The organism is Halomonas sp. PA16-9, from assembly GCF_009728585.1.
Taxonomy (GTDB): Bacteria; Pseudomonadota; Gammaproteobacteria; order Pseudomonadales; family Halomonadaceae; genus Vreelandella; species Vreelandella titanicae.
The window spans coordinates 1,100,103-1,117,408 of sequence record NZ_CP040451.1 but is presented as its reverse complement, the minus strand read 5'-3'; the positions used below and the strand labels follow the sequence as shown (position 1 = coordinate 1,117,408).

Sequence of the window (17,306 nt, the reverse complement as noted above, 5' to 3'; positions counted from 1 at the left end):
CTTCTCCTTCTTCAATCCGGCAGTGGGATATTGAATAGTTCGGTAAATACATAATAGATAACCAATGATAAAGCGAACGCAAAAACTGTATACGCTGCTAGGTTTCGAAGTTTTCGGCTATTGCTTAATTTTTGAAATTCACCGCTAGTGATGACAAGACAAACGACATTTAAAAAGCAAAATATCGCTGTGCTTGCGATATACCCCAGCCGCTCGAAAGAGTTGATATAAATAACAATCAAAGCCACGATGGTCAGCCATTGCAAAATGCCTTTCTTCGGAGCAGTGGCATTAAGGGCTGTTGCGTCTTCCCGCATTCGCCTTGCAACAAGCCATTCGTAAGAATCACGGATTAAGCAGGGCACGGCACACACAAAAATCAAGCCAGAAATCAACTTTGGAAAAGAAGCGGGGGAAAGCCCCCCCGCCATGCTGACTGCTGGCAGCGTAGTGGCCATATAAAACCCAATTGCCGATGCCACCACAAGAAACAGATCAAAGATCGGTTTACCTATATCCTTTGCCATCAGTCACTAACTCCTTATTTTATTTAGCAGCTAAGTCGCCAGCACTTTCTTTCATCACTTCAGCAGATTCAGCGATAAACGCCTCTAGTTCATCCCCATACAGCGGCACAATATCCAAGCCCAGATTCGAGGCAGTCTCTTCGAAGGATCCTTCTTCTACAATTTCTTTAATGGCGTTGACCCACGCTTCCTTAGCCTCTTCCGGTAGGCCATCAGGGCCCGCGATGCCGCGCCATACTGTCAGAGACAGGTTGTATCCTTCCTCCTGGAAAGTAGGGACATCGGGCAGCGACTCGCTACGCTCTGCGTAGGACATACCCAAGGCTTTCAGACGACCGGACTCTAGCGCCGAGCGAAGTTCCGCCCCACCTAGCACCACGGCATCCACGTGCCCTCCCATAGCAGCGGAGATAGTCTCAGAACCACCGGGGTAGGGAATGAAGTTAAAATCGACTTCAGCGGTATCAGCAAAGGCCACCGCCGCGATGTGAGCTGATGACCCTACCCCCGAAACCCCAACTTGCACCGAGGTGCCTTCCTTCGCAGCCTCGACCATAGCGTCCAAGTCGGCGTATTCACTGTCTTCACCAACAGCGATGACGTAGGGCTCTTCAAGAATCTTGGCGACAAAATCAAAATCTTCGTAGGTAAAGTCAACATTACCCAACGCCTCCAAGGTCAGCAGTGCATTGCTGGCGGCAGCTAAGGTATAGCCATCTGAATCTGATGCCTGAGCACGCGTCAGCCCCACGGCTCCGCCGCCGCCCGAGATATTGCGAATGACCAAGTTGGTATCGAGTTTTTCTTCCAGAAGCGGCTGTAGTGCGCGGACGAAGGTGTCGTTGCCGCCACCGGCTGAGAAGGGCACGATCATATCGATGTTTTGCTCAGGATATTCAGCAAATGCACCAGCACTGGCCATCATTGCTGTTGCCACAGATAAGCTTAGCGCTAACTTTTTCATTGTAATGTCCTTCTTTGTCATGTTTAGAGTATTCACTCAGCGCACTAACGCTGGCTTTTTCGGATCAAACTTCCAATCATCTATCAAATATTGCATTACCATCGCATCATCCCGAGCACCAGCAGGCAGTGAACGATAGAGCTTATTAGCCTCCTCTATGGCCTTCATATCGATGTCGACCCCAAGCCCCGGCGCATCGGTTACGGCCACTTTGCCACCCACAATCTCCGGCGGATTGCGAGTCAGGCGAGCATCGCCCTCCTGCCATATCCAGTGGGTATCAAGCGCGGTTGTGCACCCCACGGCGGCGGCCCCCACCTGGGCGAACATGGCAAGCGAAATATCGAAATGGTTGTTGGAGTGCGAGCCCCAGGTCATACCATGATCCTGGCAGAGCTGGGAGACACGTACAGCACCGGAAAGTGTCCAGAAGTGCGGGTCGGCTAATGGAATATCGACTGAGCGCAGCATCAGCGCGTGGGCCATTTCCCGCCAGTTGGTGGCTACCATGTTGGTGGCGACAGGCAATCCGGTGGCATGGCGAAACTCAGCTAAAATCTCGCGACCGGAGAAGCCTTGTTCCGCCCCGCATGGATCCTCTGCGTAGGCAATCACACCGTGGAGATCCTTGCACAGCCGGATCGCTTCTTCTAGCGACCAAGCACCGTTAGGGTCAATGGTCGTGCGCGCATCCGAAAACGCATTGTGCAGCGCCGTGACGGCCGCTATTTCTTGCTCGCCAGCCAGAGCCCCGCCTTTTAACTTAAAGTCTTTAAAGCCGTATCGATCATGCGCCGCCTGAGCTAGCTCAACAATGTGTTGAGGGGTCATAGCCGCCTCATCGCGTAAACGGTACCAGTCGTGATCCAAGCCCCCAGTGCCACGGCGGAAATCCAACGGCGTAGCGTGCCCATCACCGATAAAGAATAAGTATCCCAGCACGTCAACGCTGTCACGCTGCTTGCCGTTGCCTAGGAGCTCTGCCACCGGCACTCCCAGAAATTTCCCCATCAAATCAAGTAACGCCGCTTCAAGCGCGGCAACTGCATTGATGCGCAGTTCGAATGTCCAGGAGCCTTTGCCGAAATCTTCAAAATCGGCACTCCGTCCGATATTGTGTAACGACGCAATCATGGAGCGCATTTTCCCGATCGACTGACCGACCACCATCTCTCGTGACTGCTCAAGAGACGTTTGAATCGTCTCGCCACCGGGGGCTTCCCCTACCCCTACATTACCGTGGCTATCTTTGAGAATAATCAGGTTGCGGGTAAAATACGGCGAGTGCGCTCCACCGATATTGAGTAACATGCTATCGCGCCCTGCCACGGGAATGACCTGCATATCGGTTATCGTGGGAGTGTCGTGACTCGACATAAACAATTCTCCATTAGGCGGTGTTAGCGCGCAGATCAGCATCCCGCTCATTGCCGCATTAAAATAACGAAGGCGGACAAACGCAGCCCTTGTTGGTCAATCAAAGACTTTTAAACTCAAACCCACTCTTCGCTGCTTGGCATAGGCGATCTAATTATCCGGATCAATATGTCATACATCATACAAATAAGAAGATAAGTAGCATGACTTTCAGACGCAAGCAGCAGTAGTGAAAATTAAACCAAAGTAGCACTGGCTGGCATGACTGCCAGCAAGTGATTAACAACCTAAAAAAGACATTAAATAACTGATTTTATTTATTTTTATACTTCAACCACCCAGCCTGGCTTAAATATCGCTGGAGTAAACTCATCAGGGTATCCACCAGGGTTGGCAATGATACGCGTGCCGTTACGCAGAATATCCACGGGTTCGTGAACATGTCCGTGCACCCATACATCCATATTGCCCATTAAATGAGGCAAATTGGAGGCAAACGCGGGGGATAACGCGTCGCCCAGATATTGGCCTGGGATACAGTCGTGTAGCGGGGCATGATGGCTAACCACCACCTTAGGGCCATCAAACGGCTGGGACAGCTCTTTTTCGAGCCAAGCAAGCGCTTCAGCATGCCTGCTGGCTTGCCTGAGGTGTGAATGTCTCCCCTGGCGAGGTTTGAACGATTTTAAAGTCGGGCATGTAGCGCAACGCCTTAGACTCAGTATCGGCGGGGTTTTGCGTTGGGTCACCGGCGTACAACGCAAAGTCAGTCCATAGCGTTGTACCGTAAAAGCGTACGCCATTGAAGGTGACAGCACGATTATCCAGAAGCTCAATGTCGAGCCGCTCGGCTTCGAGCGCCAGCTCATCACGCAGCAGCGGCATGCAGGTACCGTAGAACTCATGGTTGCCTGGTACATAGATAATCGGCGTGTCTGGAAACTGGTGGCGCGCCCAGGCAAGGCCTTCGCACTTACGGTGAATATCCCCCGCCAGAATCACTACATCTGCCTCCACCTCAGGCAGCTCGCGGTTCCCGTCAAAAAACTCCAGGTGCAGGTCAGACAAAATACGCAGACGCATAGGGCTCCTCGTAACAAATACCTATTTAAACGATCTTACCCGGCCTAGGACACGTTGTCGCAGGGCATCGGTGTCACGTCAAGTCATGCTGCATTGCAGCAAAAATAGGCTATAATAACGATGTAGTCCCAATAGGAGGACCGCACAATGACTTTTTTAATAACCCCCCCTGCACGCGATAATGAAGTTCTAGAGTTCTGGAGCTTGAATGCTCAATGGCATCGTGCCGCAGTTGAAGCGCTGAAAGCCTATTTAGGCTAATTCAGGTGCTTTTGCGCCCTTTAGACCAAAAGCTAATCACCGAAGCCGGAATATTTTCCGGCTTTTTTATGACTATGAAAACCTTTTCCATTCAAAGACCTAATATCGTCATTTCAGCATTTGTAAGCCATGGCTTACGAAAAATGGCAAAACACCTACATCGTTAGGACTAGCCCTTCCCAAAAAAAGCTCTTAGTATCCGACCACAGCTAAATTGCTGCTATGCACAACACAGGCTGTGTACAACATAAGCTTTCTACAACTTGAAGGCTTTACAACATAAGTTTTACAACAAGGTCTCATCGCATTCCCTGTCCCCTGAAAGAGGAGTGAACGCCATGCAACACTTAGTCACCCCAACACAAGCGTTGGAAGTAGATGTTATGGAAGTATGGGCACAGCGTGCCCGCCAACAACGTGCGGCACTTGACGCTATTAAAGCTTACCTGCGCTAAGTCCCCAAACGTCATATTGGTTCAACGCCGCTCAACGCCTCGTTTCAGCGAGGCGTTTTTTTACCTAGTTAAATGGACAAGCATCACTATCAGGTCTAAATATACGACCTCCAGGCTATAACTATGCTTTACGCAGCCATGCATTACCCTGCAACATAGTCTCTTGACACAAGACGCCTGTATAAGATAACGCTCTTCTGCTTACCCGCACCCCTTACCAGATGAACCGCTTTAATGCTCGCTACCATTAGGCTTAATTATATTTGTCACCTCTTTAAAAAACAAATAGTATTGCAATACCTAGTGGATTAATGATAACCACCTCGACGCTTCAGTATACATAGTCCCCCCAAATCATTTACTTCACGGCTGGGTATGGAGTTATATAAAGAAATAGTCTAATATTAATTCGGCTGATAAAGGCGCAATACTCAACGTGCAGACTCTTCTTGTTATGCACGCACATTGACGAAGGAACGGACGATGCAAACACCTTTTTTGGTTCGCAAAACATCTTATGCTTTAGGTTTAGTGGCGACACTCGCCCTTAGCGGCTGTCAATCAGGCGCTGATCTCGGAGGCTTAATGTCTGCGGGCTCCAGCTTAGCCGGCGCTGCCACGATGTCAGATCAGCAAATGCAACAACTAGGCGATCAAACCATCGCCCAGCTTGACTCCCAGAACCACCTTGTTGCAGACGATAGCCAGTATGCAAAACGCTTGGCCGAGTTAACCCAAGGCTGGGAAACAGTCGACGGCCATACGCTTGACTATAACGTTTATCGAATAGAAGAAATGAATGCTTTTGCGGTACCCAACGGATCCATTCGACTGCATAGCGGGCTGATGGATGAGATGACCGACGATGAAGTGCGTTACGTTATCGCCCACGAGATCGGCCACGTCTCGTTAGGACACTCCAAGCGTGCTTTCCAGGTTGCCTATGCTGCTTCCGCTGCACGTGAAGCAGCTGCGGCCAGCGGCAGCACTACCGCCGCCGCACTATCAAGCTCTGAGCTTGGTGACCTGGGCGAAAAACTGATCAATGCTCAGTTCTCTCAAAGCCAAGAGAGTGCAGCTGATGACTATGCCATTGAGCTAATGCAGCGCCACGACATGAATGCAGAGGCTTCAGTTGCAGCTCTACGCAAAATGGAAGCCAAATACGGCAACAACAGCAGCGTCTTCTCAAGCCACCCAGCAGCGGGTGATCGTGCAGAGCGCCTAGAAGCTTCGTTCCAGTAAAGCTCAGACACTGGTACTGGTACTCCTGCCAAGTTAGTCTTGATAATGAATGGCAGGAGTATCGATGGCAGGAGTATCGGTTGCTTAGGTTTACCGATTTTTCTTACCCCCACTAAGCCCACTCGCCACCCTCTTCTTGCTGTTCGGACAGTTGCGTCAGGTAAGTGCCCTGCAAGATATACATCCGCTTTACATCGCGGTATTTGCCATTGATAAAGAACTCCTGCACCAAGTGGCCCTCTTCTATAAAGCCACTCTCCTCGTAAAGATGAATCGCTTTGACATTATCCACCGCCACAATGAGATATACCTTGTGCAGGTTTAGAATGGTGAACGAGTAATGCAGCGCTTGGCGAATTAACGTGCGCGCAAACCCTTTGCCCTGATGCTCCGGGGTAATAATGATTTGAAACTCGCCGCTGCGATGGATGTAGTCGATCTCGATCAGTTCTACCAGACCGATGGCATTTCCATGGCTATCTTCAGCGACAAAGCGCCGTTCGGCGTTGTCATGGATATGCTTGTTATACAGCTCCTCCAGCTCATCAAATGACTCGTAAGGCTCTTCAAACCAGTACGACATAATGCTCTGGTTATTATTTAGCTCATGAACAAAGCGCAGGTCGTTGCGCTCCAGTGCACGCAAATAAAGTGTATGGCCCATTGCCCGCTTTCCTTATGAATATCCGTTAAGAATACTCGTTTTAAACTTGCCCGCCACTCGGTTCTTGCCTTTAGGTTAGGCCATTTTGGCCAGGCGTCTAAATGAAAACAGCTCCGCCAAAGGGTGTTCTCTACCCTCTATAAGCGCTCGCAGCAGTTTGGCGCCTATCATGCTATAGCTAATGCCGTTGCCGCCGTAGGCCATGGCAAAATGAACGCGTGGGCCTAGGGCGTCATGTGGGCCGAAAAAAGGTAGACCGTCGTCGGTTTCAGCAAAGGTGCCACCCCAAGAGAATGTTGGGTTGATATCGAGCTTAGGCCATAGCGTTGCTATTTTAGCTGTTAGCCCTTCGGCCTTTTCTTCTACCCTCGCATCGCGGCGCTTGGGAATATCTTCATCGTCGTCGTCTCCCCCTACGAGAAGTCGTCCATCGCAGGTAGTGCGCATATACAGGTAGGGGCGCGATGATTCCCACATCATGGTGTGGCGCAGTTTGCCCAATGCCTCTGGCGGTAGTGGGTCGGTAATCAGCGCATAGCTACTGCGATTGACGGCCACCTTTTCTGGCAGCCAGGCTTGAGACTCATACCCTGCGGCCATCACTACGTACTGGCAACGCAGCTTGGCGCCATTGGCCAGAGTGAGCGTGACGCCTTGATCATCCGGCGTCATCGTCTCCATCTGTGTGCGGTCATATACTTCTCCCCCACGCGCGACCACTCTGGAAAACAGCTGATATGCCATGCGATAAGGATCAATAGTGGCGGCTAGCTGAGTAAGAATAGCGCCGGGTGCCTCAAAGCCGTACTCCGCCAAAATAGCCTTGCGCTCAAGCCACTCGGCTTCAAAACCGTGTTTTTGGCGCAGCGCCAATTCCTCCTGAAGCGATGCGACATCCTCTTCGCTACTGGCATAGTAAAGGCTTTGCTGACGCTCAAAGTCCACATCGCCCAGCCCTGCCGCCAGGGACTCAAGCTCGCCAATGGCCTCTGCACAGGCGCGGTAAGCACGCACTGCATCGGCTTCGCCATAGCGCTCGGCTAGTTCTGTCATATGGGTGTCAATTTCGTACTGCAGCAAAGCCGTACTGGCGGCTGAACTGCCCCACCCAACATCCCGGCGTTCAAGCACCACCACATAGTGGCCACTGCGGCTTAGCTCATCAGCAATCAACGCCCCCGTAATACCGCCACCAATCACAACAACCTCGCATTGGTGATCGCGAGTCAATTGAGGAAAGGTTTTCAACAGGCCATTTTTGACTGCCCAAAAGGGATAACCACTTTTCAGATCCATCTGTTTGCCTTTGCTTGAGAGACTTGCAGTATGCTGTTAACCATAGATGGTTCCCCAGAACTTGCTTGAGAAAACGCTTCCGAGTGATTGCTCCACACAATAAAGGAGATGCGCATGATTGATTTACGCAGTGATACGGTGACCCGTCCGACCTCTGCCATGAAAGACGCCATGATGGCCGCCCCGGTTGGCGATGATGTGTGGGGCGATGACCCAACGGTCAACGCGTTTCAAGCCAACCTGGCCGAGCAGGCAGGTAAAGAAGCGGCGCTGCTGTTTCCTAGCGGGACTCAAAGCAACCTGGTGGCGCTAATGGCCCACTGCGAGCGCGGCGATGAGTACATTGTTGGGCAGTCAGCCCACACTTATCGTTATGAAGGCGGTGGCGCAGCGGTGTTAGGCAGTATCCAGCCACAACCCATCGAGAACGACGCCGATGGCACGCTGCCACTGGAAAAAATCAGTGCCGCGATTAAAGCCGACGATTTTCACTTTGCGCGTACTAAGCTGCTGGCATTAGAAAACACCATTGGCGGCAAAGTGCTGCCCGTAGACTACGTATTAAAAGCCACAGAGCTTGCTCGCGAGCGTGGCCTGGCAACGCATTTAGACGGGGCGCGCTTATTCAATGCCGCTGTCGCAACCGACACCTCGCTCAAGCAGCTCTGCCTACCGTTCGATAGCGTGTCGCTGTGCTTCTCAAAAGGCCTGGGTACGCCAATAGGGTCGGCGCTGGTGGGCTCACAAGCATTGATCGACCACGCTCGGCGCTGGCGTAAAGTGGTGGGTGGTGGCATGCGCCAATCAGGTATTATCGCCGCCGCCTGCCAGTATGCGTTAGATCACCACGTGGCAGACTTAGCCGACGATCACCGCCGTGCAGAGCGCCTTGCAGCGGGCTTAGCAAAGCTGCCAGGAGTCGAGATCAGCGCTCAGGCAACCAATATGGTATTCGCGCATTTTCCCGACGAGCATGTAAAGCCACTCTCCGCCTGGCTAAAAGAACACGGCATTTTGATTGAGCTGCTTTACGCCACGCGTTTCGTTACCCATCGTGATCTTGATGACGCAGATATCGACAAAGTCATCGCGGTGATGGAGGCCTATTTTAGTCGCCATTAAAAACGAGTCGTCATTAACCAGTAAATAGCTTAGCTAAGAGATGACGCCCCTAAAGCAAGATGCACGGCGATGCCCGCCATCATCAAGCCAATCAGGCCATCGATAATGCGCCATGCGATGGGTTTTGAAAGCCAAGGCGAAAGCGCAGCGCCGCCCCAGGCCAGCAGGCTGAACCAGAGGATGGAGGCAGTCGAGGCTCCCGCCACAAAAACACCGGCGCTCTCCTGCTGGGCGCCAATGGCGGGTATCAGCAGCAGCGTATCCAGATACACCTGAGGGTTAAGCACGGTGACGGCAAGGGTGGCGAAAATCACTTTGGTTAAGCTGCGCGCTTTGCCCGCTTCGGCACTTAACCCTTGCCGCCCGCTAAAGGCTCTAAACAGCGCCTGAGCCGCCAGCCAGCTTAAAAACACTACGCCCACCCAGCGCATTGCCTCCAATGCGTTGGGCATCGTCAGCAGAAAAGCACTCACCCCAAACATGCCCGCCGTGAGCAGGATAATATCCGCGCTGATGCACAACCCTGCCGACCACCAGTGGTACTCACGACGAATAGCCAGCCCTAGGATATAGGCGTTTTGCGCCCCAATCGCCATGATAATCCCGCCGCACACCACTAGCCCGGTGATATAACTTTCCCACATTGCCCTGCCCCCATTGCCGGAATTAGCGTCGCGTTAATTAATCTGGCAATAAAGTAACCGGGAATGCTGATTGCTAAAAATCATCCTGCTAATGGGGTATTAGTTTTTCTTATACTCACCCTCTTACACACAGCCTATCTATTTTGATTCCAAGGCTATGGTTTGTTGGAACGTTTGAACTGAAGCGCACGCTCAACACCACGAATTTCCGCCATGCCGCGCAAACGCCCGATTGCCGGGTAGCCAGGTTTAAAGTCGCTGCGCAAATCACTCAACATCGCATGACCATGGTCTGGACGGAAGGGAAGTTGTTCGCCCTTTTTGCTTCAATGTCCAGAATGATATCGACCAGGCGAACCATATCGGTATCACCCTCTAAATGGGCATCTTCGTGGAAACTGGCCCCATCTGCTTCCAAGGTAGTATTTCGTAAGTGCAAAAAGTGCACTCTATCCGCCTGTTCTTGCAATATTGCAGGCACATCGTTATCAGCTCGTACGCCCAGTGATCCAGAGCAGAGCGTGAAACCATTTACCGGCGAATCGACCATATTCGCAATATCTCTTAAGTCCTGGGCGGTTGAGACCACTCTCGGCAGCCCGAACAGAGAATACGGTGGATCGTCTGGATGAATCGCTAATCGAACGCCTGTATGCGCTATCTTTGGAATGACTCTTGAGAGAAACGAAGCGAGGTTTTCTCTCAAAACCTCGGCGGTAATGTCTTTGTAGGCAGCGAGCCGCTCGCTGAAGCTATCGAGACTGTAGCTTTCTTCAGCACCTGGTAGGCCAGCAATAATAGTATTCGTTAATTCCTCAACCTGATCTGCGTTCATTTCAGATAGGCGAGCCCGGGCTGATTCCTGCGTTTTCTCGTCATAATCTGACGCTGCGCCGGGGCGCTGCAGTATAAGCAAATCAAAAACGACGACGCTAAGCGCGTCATACCTTAAGCATAAGGCCCCATCAGGTAACTCATGGCGCAAGGACGTCCTGGTCCAATCAAGAACCGGCATAAAGTTGTAACAGATGGTTTTTATGCCAGCCTCGGCAAGATTAATGGCACTTTCTGCCCAGGCATCAGCCAGTGTTTCCCAACCATGGGCGTGAGTCTTTATATCCTCATGTATCGGAATGCTTTCTGCCACTGTCCACTCAAGCCCAGCAGCTTCGATAATAGCTTTACGCTCCATGATTTCATTCAAGGGCCACACACAACCGTTCGGTAAGTGATGCAGAGCCGTCACAACACCAGTCGAGCCAGCTTGTCGTACATCCGACAAGCTGATTGGATCGTCCGGCCCAAACCAGCGCCATGTATGTTTCATCAACCTTCTCCCCCGTATTATTAGTGTTAAATAATGCTCTTATTAAATCGTGCTCTTGTTAAACAGATAACCGTCAAAATTCGGGTCTTCAACGTCGGAAAGCTCCATTAGGGTGTCTCGGACGTTATCTAAATGAACCCACATCGCCTTACGCGCCCCTTCGGCATCTTTTAGCTGCAGTGCAGAGAGAATATCCTGATGATCCTTTAGCCATTTTCTCGGTAGTTGGTATCAAATATCCGCTCATGTAGTCTGGCCCACATCAAGCTCTGGTCTCTTTTGGCCCACAGTTCAGAGACCATATCGACCAATACACTGTTTTGCGTCGCCTCCGCTATCAGGCGATGGAATAGCTCATCACTGGAGTAGTCGTTATTCTTTTCTTCAATGCCCTTGCGCTCCATATCAAGCGCTTCCCGCATACGTACAATATCGTTTTTGGTGACTGACACCGCGGCAAAGCCGGCGATGCTGCTTTCCAAAAGCTGCCTTGCCTGTAACAGTTCAAACGGTCCTATATCATCCACAACAGGCTGTGCTACCGAGCGACTGTCGGAAAGCAAATAGATGCCAGACCCTTTTCTCACTTCAACCAGCTCTTCAATTTCAAGCATGAGTATGGCTTCGCGCGCTGCGGATCTGCCCACGTTTAAAGCCTCTGAAATCTGACGCTCAGTCATAATACGATCGCCGACTTTATACCCTTTCTGCTGAATCAAAATCTTCAAGTCGCGAGCCAGCTCCTGGTAACGCCGTAAACCTTTATGCATTAGATTTCATTTCCATTTTTAATCTTTTATAGAGTGGTAAAAAGAAGCTAGAACATTAAATGCTTCTTTTTTTGTAGATTTATCAGCAGCAATTAACCCTTTTCGATTGAATCCTCTCTGGAAGATATTTTGTCTTCGCTCAACTCTAAAATCGTATAAAATCCAAGGCGACATACCTTTGATATACGCTAATTTTTGCAGCGTATCGATCTGCCGCCGGTAAACATCCGCCATATACTTTTCGCTGAACAGGCCTTCAGATGGGCCTTGAGACGAGTTATCGCCATCCGCCCCCGTTTCAGAAATGATGACGGGGCGATCAGGATCGGAATTTTTTCCGATGGCGTACAGGTCGTCGAAGTTTTCATCGTACCAACCGTAGTACTCATTAATGCCTATAACGTCTAAATGGTCGACTAACCGATCCTCAATTTTCAATTTTGCATGATTAATTAGGCACGCTGCGGCGACTAAGCGCGTGGGGTCATACAAGCGTGCAGTTTCAGCCAGGTCTCGCATAAAAGAGAGACGACTATCCGTATCTGGATTCTCGTTACCAATCGACCAAATAATGACGCTAGCCCTATTGCGATCACGCTTTATTAATTCAATGAGTTGGTTTTTAGCGTCTTTAAGCGTGTTGTGATTATCAAAGTCAATGGCCCAGTAAACGGGAATTTCTTGCCACAGTAAAAAGCCCATCTCATCGGCTAGTTCAGCTGCGCGTTCATGATGGGGGTAGTGCGCGAGGCGAAGAAAATTGCACCCAAGCTCTTTCGCATGAGCGAGCCGTCTGCGAATGTCTTCGTCGGACGTCACTTTCCCTAGGATGTCGTCGTCTTCATGGACAGAAATGCCGCGTAGCCAGATAGGCTCGCCGTTTAGGAGAATATCTACCCCTTGGCGAACGATGGAGCGGAATCCGACATTGTCAGTGATACGGTCCTCACCAGCCGTCAGCACCACTTTATATAGGCGTGGGTTTTCAGGCGACCATCGCTCTGGCTCTGCTGCTATTCGGCAAGTACCTTTGCCATGTTCAATGTTAATCTTTTGAGCAATTCCTAATTCAGGTATCTCAAGGTGAGCATGATGAATGCTGGGGCCATCAACAGCGCTATCAACAACTACATCAACCTCTATCGCCCTTCCATCCTGAGAAAGGCGAATGAACATATCGCGAATGAATTCTCTGGGTAAGCTAAAGAGCTCGACCTCGCGGTAAACGCCACCGTAATTAAACCAGTCTGTATTGCGCATCGGTACGCGATCCAGCGTACGGGTATTATTGACACAGAGCATCAGCCAATTGGTTTCTTCGGCAAGGTCATCCGTCAGCTCAACGTAGAAGGGAGTCGAGCCGCCATAGTGATTGCCCAGGAATTTTCCGTTAAGAAATACTTTACAGTCGTACTGAGCCGCACCGACCCTAAGGATGTAGCGTTGGTCTGATTCAGCGGCGCTACCCTTTTTTTTGACCAGTTTTTTGGTGTACCACGCACTGCCCTCAAAGAAGTACCATTTTTCCTTTAACATGGCCCAGTTTGAGGGCACCGGGATGGACTCACCCATAAATGGGTCGTAGTCCCAGGGTTCAACTCGATCGACAGGGTTGGCCGGCTGCATTTCATACCATTTTTGACGCAGACCTGTATCAAGCAAATCCACACAAAAATTCCAACTGCCGTTAAGCGACGTTGACGTGCGGCCTTTCGTGAACACCATGGTGGAGTGGTTCAGATTTTGCAGATTCAACGGCACGTCGTACTCTTCGTCATGTAACGACGTTAGGGCATTCTCAGCCAAGGATGATCGCTCTAGCATCTCCCACCTCCCCTGCAGCGGTTTTAGTTAGCCTCTGCCTTGATTCGGCTGATTAGGTCGGCCAATTCAGCAGATTGGTTGGCCACTTCATCGTGCATAGGCATGACCGCTTCAATAAAGGGCGCTTTATCTACTTTATTAATCTCAACCCCCATCTCAGTCTCTGCGGTTTCCAATGCTGCCATTGCCGCTTTATTCCAGGAATCGGAATGGAATGCCTGAGCTTCTGATGCCGCCTGTCTCATCGCCGCTTGCTGATCTCCGACATACGATCCCAGGCGCAGCTGGAGATGACGACCACGGATGGGATGATGGTATGTTCATCAAGCGAAAAATGGCTTGCTACCTCGCCATGACGCGCGTTCGTCAGGGCCGTTGGGTTATTTTCTGCCATCTCGACCACCCCTTGCTGCAGCGCACTGTAAAGCTCGCCCCAATCAATAGGTGTCGGATTACCTCCCAACAGCTCAACCATTCTCACCGCTGATGGGCTTGGTTGTACTCTTACATTCAGGCCCTCTAGGTCTGCTGGCGATTGAATGGCCCGGTCACCATAAAAGGAGCGAGCCCCTCGGTTAAAAAGGCAACCCCTATGAATCCTTTATCTCGTGACGCGTTAAGAATATCTTGGCCAATATCTCCGTTAATGACCCGTTCAAAATGCTCTTCGCTTTCAAAAATGAAAGGTAAATTCATGGCGCTGTACATTGGCTCGAACGCTTCCAGTTCGGCCGTATTGCTGCGCGCCATATCCAATGTACAGTTTTGTACTAACTCCATGGATTCACGCTGCGAGCCAAGCTGTGCGTTGGCATAAATGCGGATATCCAGTTCACCATCGGTGAGCTCTGAAAGACGTTCACTCATGTACTGCATGCTGACATGAGTAGGATGGTCTTCAGGATTATTGTGGTTCAGCCGAAGTGTCTGGGCTTGAGCTGAGGTCGCTGACATGAACAGCGCCGCACTGATTAGAGCCGTATGTCGCAAGGCTTTTGTTGTCATCAGCTATTTCTCCTGCTTGTTATGCTTGTTGTTGTGATTGTTGTCGTGAAAGCCGACTGTCATCGAGGCACTCACTTTCTAGGTTACAGATGCAAGATGGCTTACCGACCATATCATGTCAACCAATAAAACAAATTGGTTGACATCTTTTAGAGCAGAAGCGACTCTCTGCATCATGACTAGGAAGTAAGGAGCTAGTCACCAATACACAAAAATAAAACCAGAGGTCTTACGTATGAAGCGCGCAATGGACTATGTGCTTGGCACGGCAGTGTTTTTAATACTGTTGATCATCGTCGTCAGTGTGACGTGGCAAGTATTATCCCGGTACGTACTAGGCACCCCAAGCACAGCGACAAGTGAAATCGCTCGCTTGTTGTTCATGTGGTTAGCGCTACTTGGAGGTGCTTACACCTTTGGCCAAGCTCGGCATCTCGCCATCGATATATTGCCCCTTGCCTTAAACGGGCGCTCACGTCAGTTACTAAATACACTCATATTGTTAATCGTGGCTGGCTTTGCCTTCTTTGTAATGGTTTGGGGCGGTTGGCAAATGGTCTCCCGAACGCTGGCATCGGGCCAAATCACCCCCACGTTGAGACTCCCCATGGGCTATGTATATGGCCCCATTCCGATCTCGGGACTGATCATCATTTTTTACTGTTTTATCTTTTTAGGGCGGGTTTGGCTCAACCCTAAGTCGGAGGGCGGCTTCACTATCGATCCGCAACAAGCACCTGCTCCACAAGAGAGAGATTAATATGAATATAACCGTCCTGGTGCTTTTTGGGTCGTTCGCGCTTTTAATGGTCTTAGGCATACCCATTGCGTTCGCAATTGGCGTATCTGCGACACTCACCTTCCTGTTATTCATGAGCGTCGACCAATCCCTCAGCATTGTTGCCCAACAAATTGCGTCGGGGCTTGATAGCTTTACGTTAATAGCCATCCCCTTCTTCATTTTGGCTGGCAACATCATGAATCGAGGCGGCATCGCACTTCGCCTTATCGATTTAGCGAAAGTGCTTGCCGGAAGACTTCCCGGCTCGCTTGCCCACGTCAATATCATTTCAAATATGCTGTTCGGCGCTTTATCCGGCTCAGCCGTTGCGTCAGCGGCGGCCGTTGGAGGCGTAATGGCTCCTATCCAGAAGCGGGAGGGTTATGATCCTGCTTTTTCGACAGCCGTTAACGTCACCTCTTGTCCTACGGGTCTGTTGATTCCTCCGAGCACAACACTCATTGTTTACTCGCTGATTACTGGCGGCACGTCGATAGCCGCGCTTTTTTTGGCGGGTTATATCCCCGGTATCATCATGGGCTTATCCCTGATGGTGGTGGCAGGGATCATATCTAAAAGAAAGGGCTACCCCGTCGCGGAGAAACCCTCCCTTGCGGAAGTTAAATCAGCAATACGCCGGGCGATATTACCTTTAGGCCTTATTATTGTGGTGATTGGCGGGATTATTAGTGGCGTATTTACGGCGACCGAAGCCTCAGCGATCGCTGTTGCTTATTCACTTTTCCTGTCTTTATGTTGGTACAGAGAAATAGGGGTAACGGATCTTCCCAAGATCTTTATCGACTCGGTCGTCACAACGTCTATCGTATTATTTTTAATCGGCTGCTCCATTGCCATGTCCCGCGCCATGGCGTTCGGCGACATACCTTTAACGATCTCTTCTTTTATGATCGGTATATCTGATAATCCGATCATCATTCTACTGTGCATTACCGCCGTACTGCTGGTGATTGGTACTTTTATGGATATGACACCAGCACTGCTTATCTTCACCCCTATCCTTATGCCAGTGATGCAGGATATCGGTATAGACCCGGTTCACTTCGGCATCATCATGACGATCAATCTCTGCGTCGGTATCTGTACCCCGCCAGTGGGCTCAGCACTGTTTGTCGGCTGCTCCATCAGTGGCGTGAGTATTGGTCAAGTGATGAAACCCATCCTGCCATTTTATTTAGTCTTGATAGCCATTGTTCTACTGGTGACCTTCGTTCCACAAATCAGCTTATTTTTGCCCCAGCTTATTTTAGGTTATTAACGAGTCGGTTCCAGGTGATGACCATCGTTAAATCCTGAATTCAGGAATCAAAGGATAAACAATGAAAACCTTAAAAAACTGGCGCCTGGAGCACCACGACGACACGACAGTGCAACTGAGAGTGCACGATAGACATTTAATCTCCATCAACATTCTCGACAACCAATTGTTCCGAGTGCGGCTGCTAAAAGATGGTGCATGGCGCCTTAACCGCTCATGGACGGTAAACCCGGATGGCAACACCTTACCAAAGGGCCGCTCACGTGATTCGGTGACGGGGTTCAGTTGTCCCCAGTACAAGCTTGGGTGGTCGGATGGGCAGTTGCAGATCGAGACCGATGCCTTACGGCTCATCGTCTCTCAGCCGCTGCATTTTAAGTGGGAAGCCTTCGTGGATGAGGGCTGGAAGTATTTAACTGAAGACAGACCCACCGGCGCTTATATGCTGGGCGTTAAGAACCATGCCCACGCCCACTATTTACGTCGGCACCCCGATGAGCGGGTTTATGGCTTGGGCGAAAAAGCCGGGCTGTTGGAGCGGACGGGGCGGCGTTTCGAAATGCGCAGTTTAGACGCTATGGGGTATGACGCAGAGCGCACCGACCCGCTGTATAAACACCTGCCGTTCACCCTTACCCAAACCGCGTCCACCGGTAGTTTTAGTATCTTCTACGAACCTTGA

The 17,306-nt window shown here is 50.6% G+C and carries 16 protein-coding genes and 2 pseudogenes; 5 read left to right on the top strand and 13 right to left on the bottom strand.

Going from position 1 to position 17,306, the window contains the following annotated elements; all coding sequences use genetic code 11:
* Positions 1-11: 11 nt before the first annotated feature.
* From FDY98_RS05065 to FDY98_RS05050, 4 genes and pseudogenes are all read right to left on the bottom strand, one after another.
* Positions 12-527 carry a tripartite tricarboxylate transporter TctB family protein gene (locus FDY98_RS05065; protein ID WP_027959954.1) on the bottom strand — a complete coding sequence of 172 codons (516 nt, stop codon included), beginning with the start codon at positions 525-527 and terminating at the stop codon, positions 12-14.
* A 19-nt stretch (positions 528-546) separates the two neighbouring features.
* Entirely contained in the window at positions 547-1,491 is a 945-nt protein-coding gene (locus FDY98_RS05060; RefSeq protein WP_051430564.1) for a Bug family tripartite tricarboxylate transporter substrate binding protein, read from the bottom strand.
* Between the two features lie 36 nt (positions 1,492-1,527).
* Positions 1,528-2,868: an enolase C-terminal domain-like protein gene (locus FDY98_RS05055; RefSeq protein WP_027959955.1), complete on the bottom strand. Its 1,341-nt coding sequence runs from the start codon at positions 2,866-2,868 to the stop codon at positions 1,528-1,530.
* Positions 2,869-3,191: 323 nt separating this feature from the next.
* A pseudogene (locus FDY98_RS05050) lies at positions 3,192-3,951 on the bottom strand (metallophosphoesterase).
* 1,301 nt (positions 3,952-5,252) lie between these two features.
* Here FDY98_RS05050 and FDY98_RS05045 point away from each other — a divergent pair.
* A complete protein-coding gene (locus FDY98_RS05045; RefSeq protein ID WP_340146755.1) occupies positions 5,253-5,912 on the top strand; it encodes a M48 family metalloprotease in 660 nt (219 codons plus the stop codon).
* A gap of 112 nt (positions 5,913-6,024) precedes the next feature.
* On the opposite strand, the gene speG is transcribed toward FDY98_RS05045, so the two are convergent.
* Together speG and FDY98_RS05035 are read right to left on the bottom strand one after the other, a co-directional pair.
* Positions 6,025-6,576 (bottom strand): spermidine N1-acetyltransferase, encoded by a 552-nt coding sequence (gene speG, locus FDY98_RS05040; RefSeq protein ID WP_009287135.1) that lies wholly within the window; start codon positions 6,574-6,576, stop codon positions 6,025-6,027.
* Positions 6,577-6,651: 75 nt separating this feature from the next.
* Entirely contained in the window at positions 6,652-7,872 is a 1,221-nt protein-coding gene (locus FDY98_RS05035) for an NAD(P)/FAD-dependent oxidoreductase (protein ID WP_027959957.1), read from the bottom strand.
* Positions 7,873-7,986: 114 nt separating this feature from the next.
* Here FDY98_RS05035 and ltaE point away from each other — a divergent pair, with 114 nt between their 5' ends.
* Complete coding sequence (gene ltaE / locus FDY98_RS05030) at positions 7,987-8,994, top strand: low-specificity L-threonine aldolase (protein ID WP_022521791.1); 1,008 nt, start codon at positions 7,987-7,989, stop codon at positions 8,992-8,994.
* A 29-nt stretch (positions 8,995-9,023) separates the two neighbouring features.
* Here the strand turns inward: ltaE and FDY98_RS05025 are convergent, their stop codons facing one another.
* The 7 genes and pseudogenes from FDY98_RS05025 to FDY98_RS27045 all read right to left on the bottom strand — a co-directional run bounded on the left by FDY98_RS05025 (position 9,024) and on the right by FDY98_RS27045 (position 14,426).
* Complete coding sequence (locus FDY98_RS05025; RefSeq protein WP_022521792.1) at positions 9,024-9,638, bottom strand: LysE/ArgO family amino acid transporter; 615 nt, start codon at positions 9,636-9,638, stop codon at positions 9,024-9,026.
* Between the two features lie 155 nt (positions 9,639-9,793).
* Positions 9,794-9,916, bottom strand: a complete 123-nt coding sequence (locus tag FDY98_RS27050; protein ID WP_340146754.1) for a hypothetical protein — start codon at positions 9,914-9,916, stop codon at positions 9,794-9,796.
* Positions 9,910-10,965 (bottom strand): mannonate dehydratase, encoded by a 1,056-nt coding sequence (uxuA, locus tag FDY98_RS05020; protein WP_340146753.1) that lies wholly within the window; start codon positions 10,963-10,965, stop codon positions 9,910-9,912. Before uxuA ends, FDY98_RS27050 begins: the two co-directional genes overlap by 7 nt.
* 42 nt (positions 10,966-11,007) lie before the next feature.
* Positions 11,008-11,145, bottom strand: coding sequence for a hypothetical protein (locus FDY98_RS29350; protein WP_442907959.1), 138 nt, complete (start codon positions 11,143-11,145; stop codon positions 11,008-11,010).
* Positions 11,146-11,171: 26 nt separating this feature from the next.
* On the bottom strand, positions 11,172-11,735 hold the full coding sequence (locus tag FDY98_RS05015) for an FCD domain-containing protein (protein ID WP_340146752.1): 564 nt from the start codon (positions 11,733-11,735) through the stop codon (positions 11,172-11,174).
* Between the two features lie 18 nt (positions 11,736-11,753).
* Complete coding sequence (locus FDY98_RS05010) at positions 11,754-13,559, bottom strand: glycoside hydrolase family 2 protein (RefSeq protein WP_027959960.1); 1,806 nt, start codon at positions 13,557-13,559, stop codon at positions 11,754-11,756.
* Positions 13,560-13,582: 23 nt separating this feature from the next.
* Positions 13,583-14,426, bottom strand: a pseudogene (locus FDY98_RS27045) (TRAP transporter substrate-binding protein).
* Positions 14,427-14,799: 373 nt separating this feature from the next.
* On the opposite strand from FDY98_RS27045, the gene FDY98_RS05000 reads away from it, so the two are divergent.
* The 3 genes from FDY98_RS05000 to FDY98_RS27040 all read left to right on the top strand — a co-directional run bounded on the left by FDY98_RS05000 (position 14,800) and on the right by FDY98_RS27040 (position 17,306).
* On the top strand, positions 14,800-15,324 hold the full coding sequence (locus FDY98_RS05000; protein WP_027959962.1) for a TRAP transporter small permease: 525 nt from the start codon (positions 14,800-14,802) through the stop codon (positions 15,322-15,324).
* A gap of 1 nt (position 15,325) precedes the next feature.
* Entirely contained in the window at positions 15,326-16,624 is a 1,299-nt protein-coding gene (locus FDY98_RS04995) for a TRAP transporter large permease (RefSeq protein WP_027959963.1), read from the top strand.
* Positions 16,625-16,685: 61 nt separating this feature from the next.
* The gene (locus FDY98_RS27040) at positions 16,686-17,306 is read left to right on the top strand and encodes a hypothetical protein (protein WP_340146751.1); all 621 of its coding nucleotides are present in this window, start codon (positions 16,686-16,688) and stop codon (positions 17,304-17,306) included.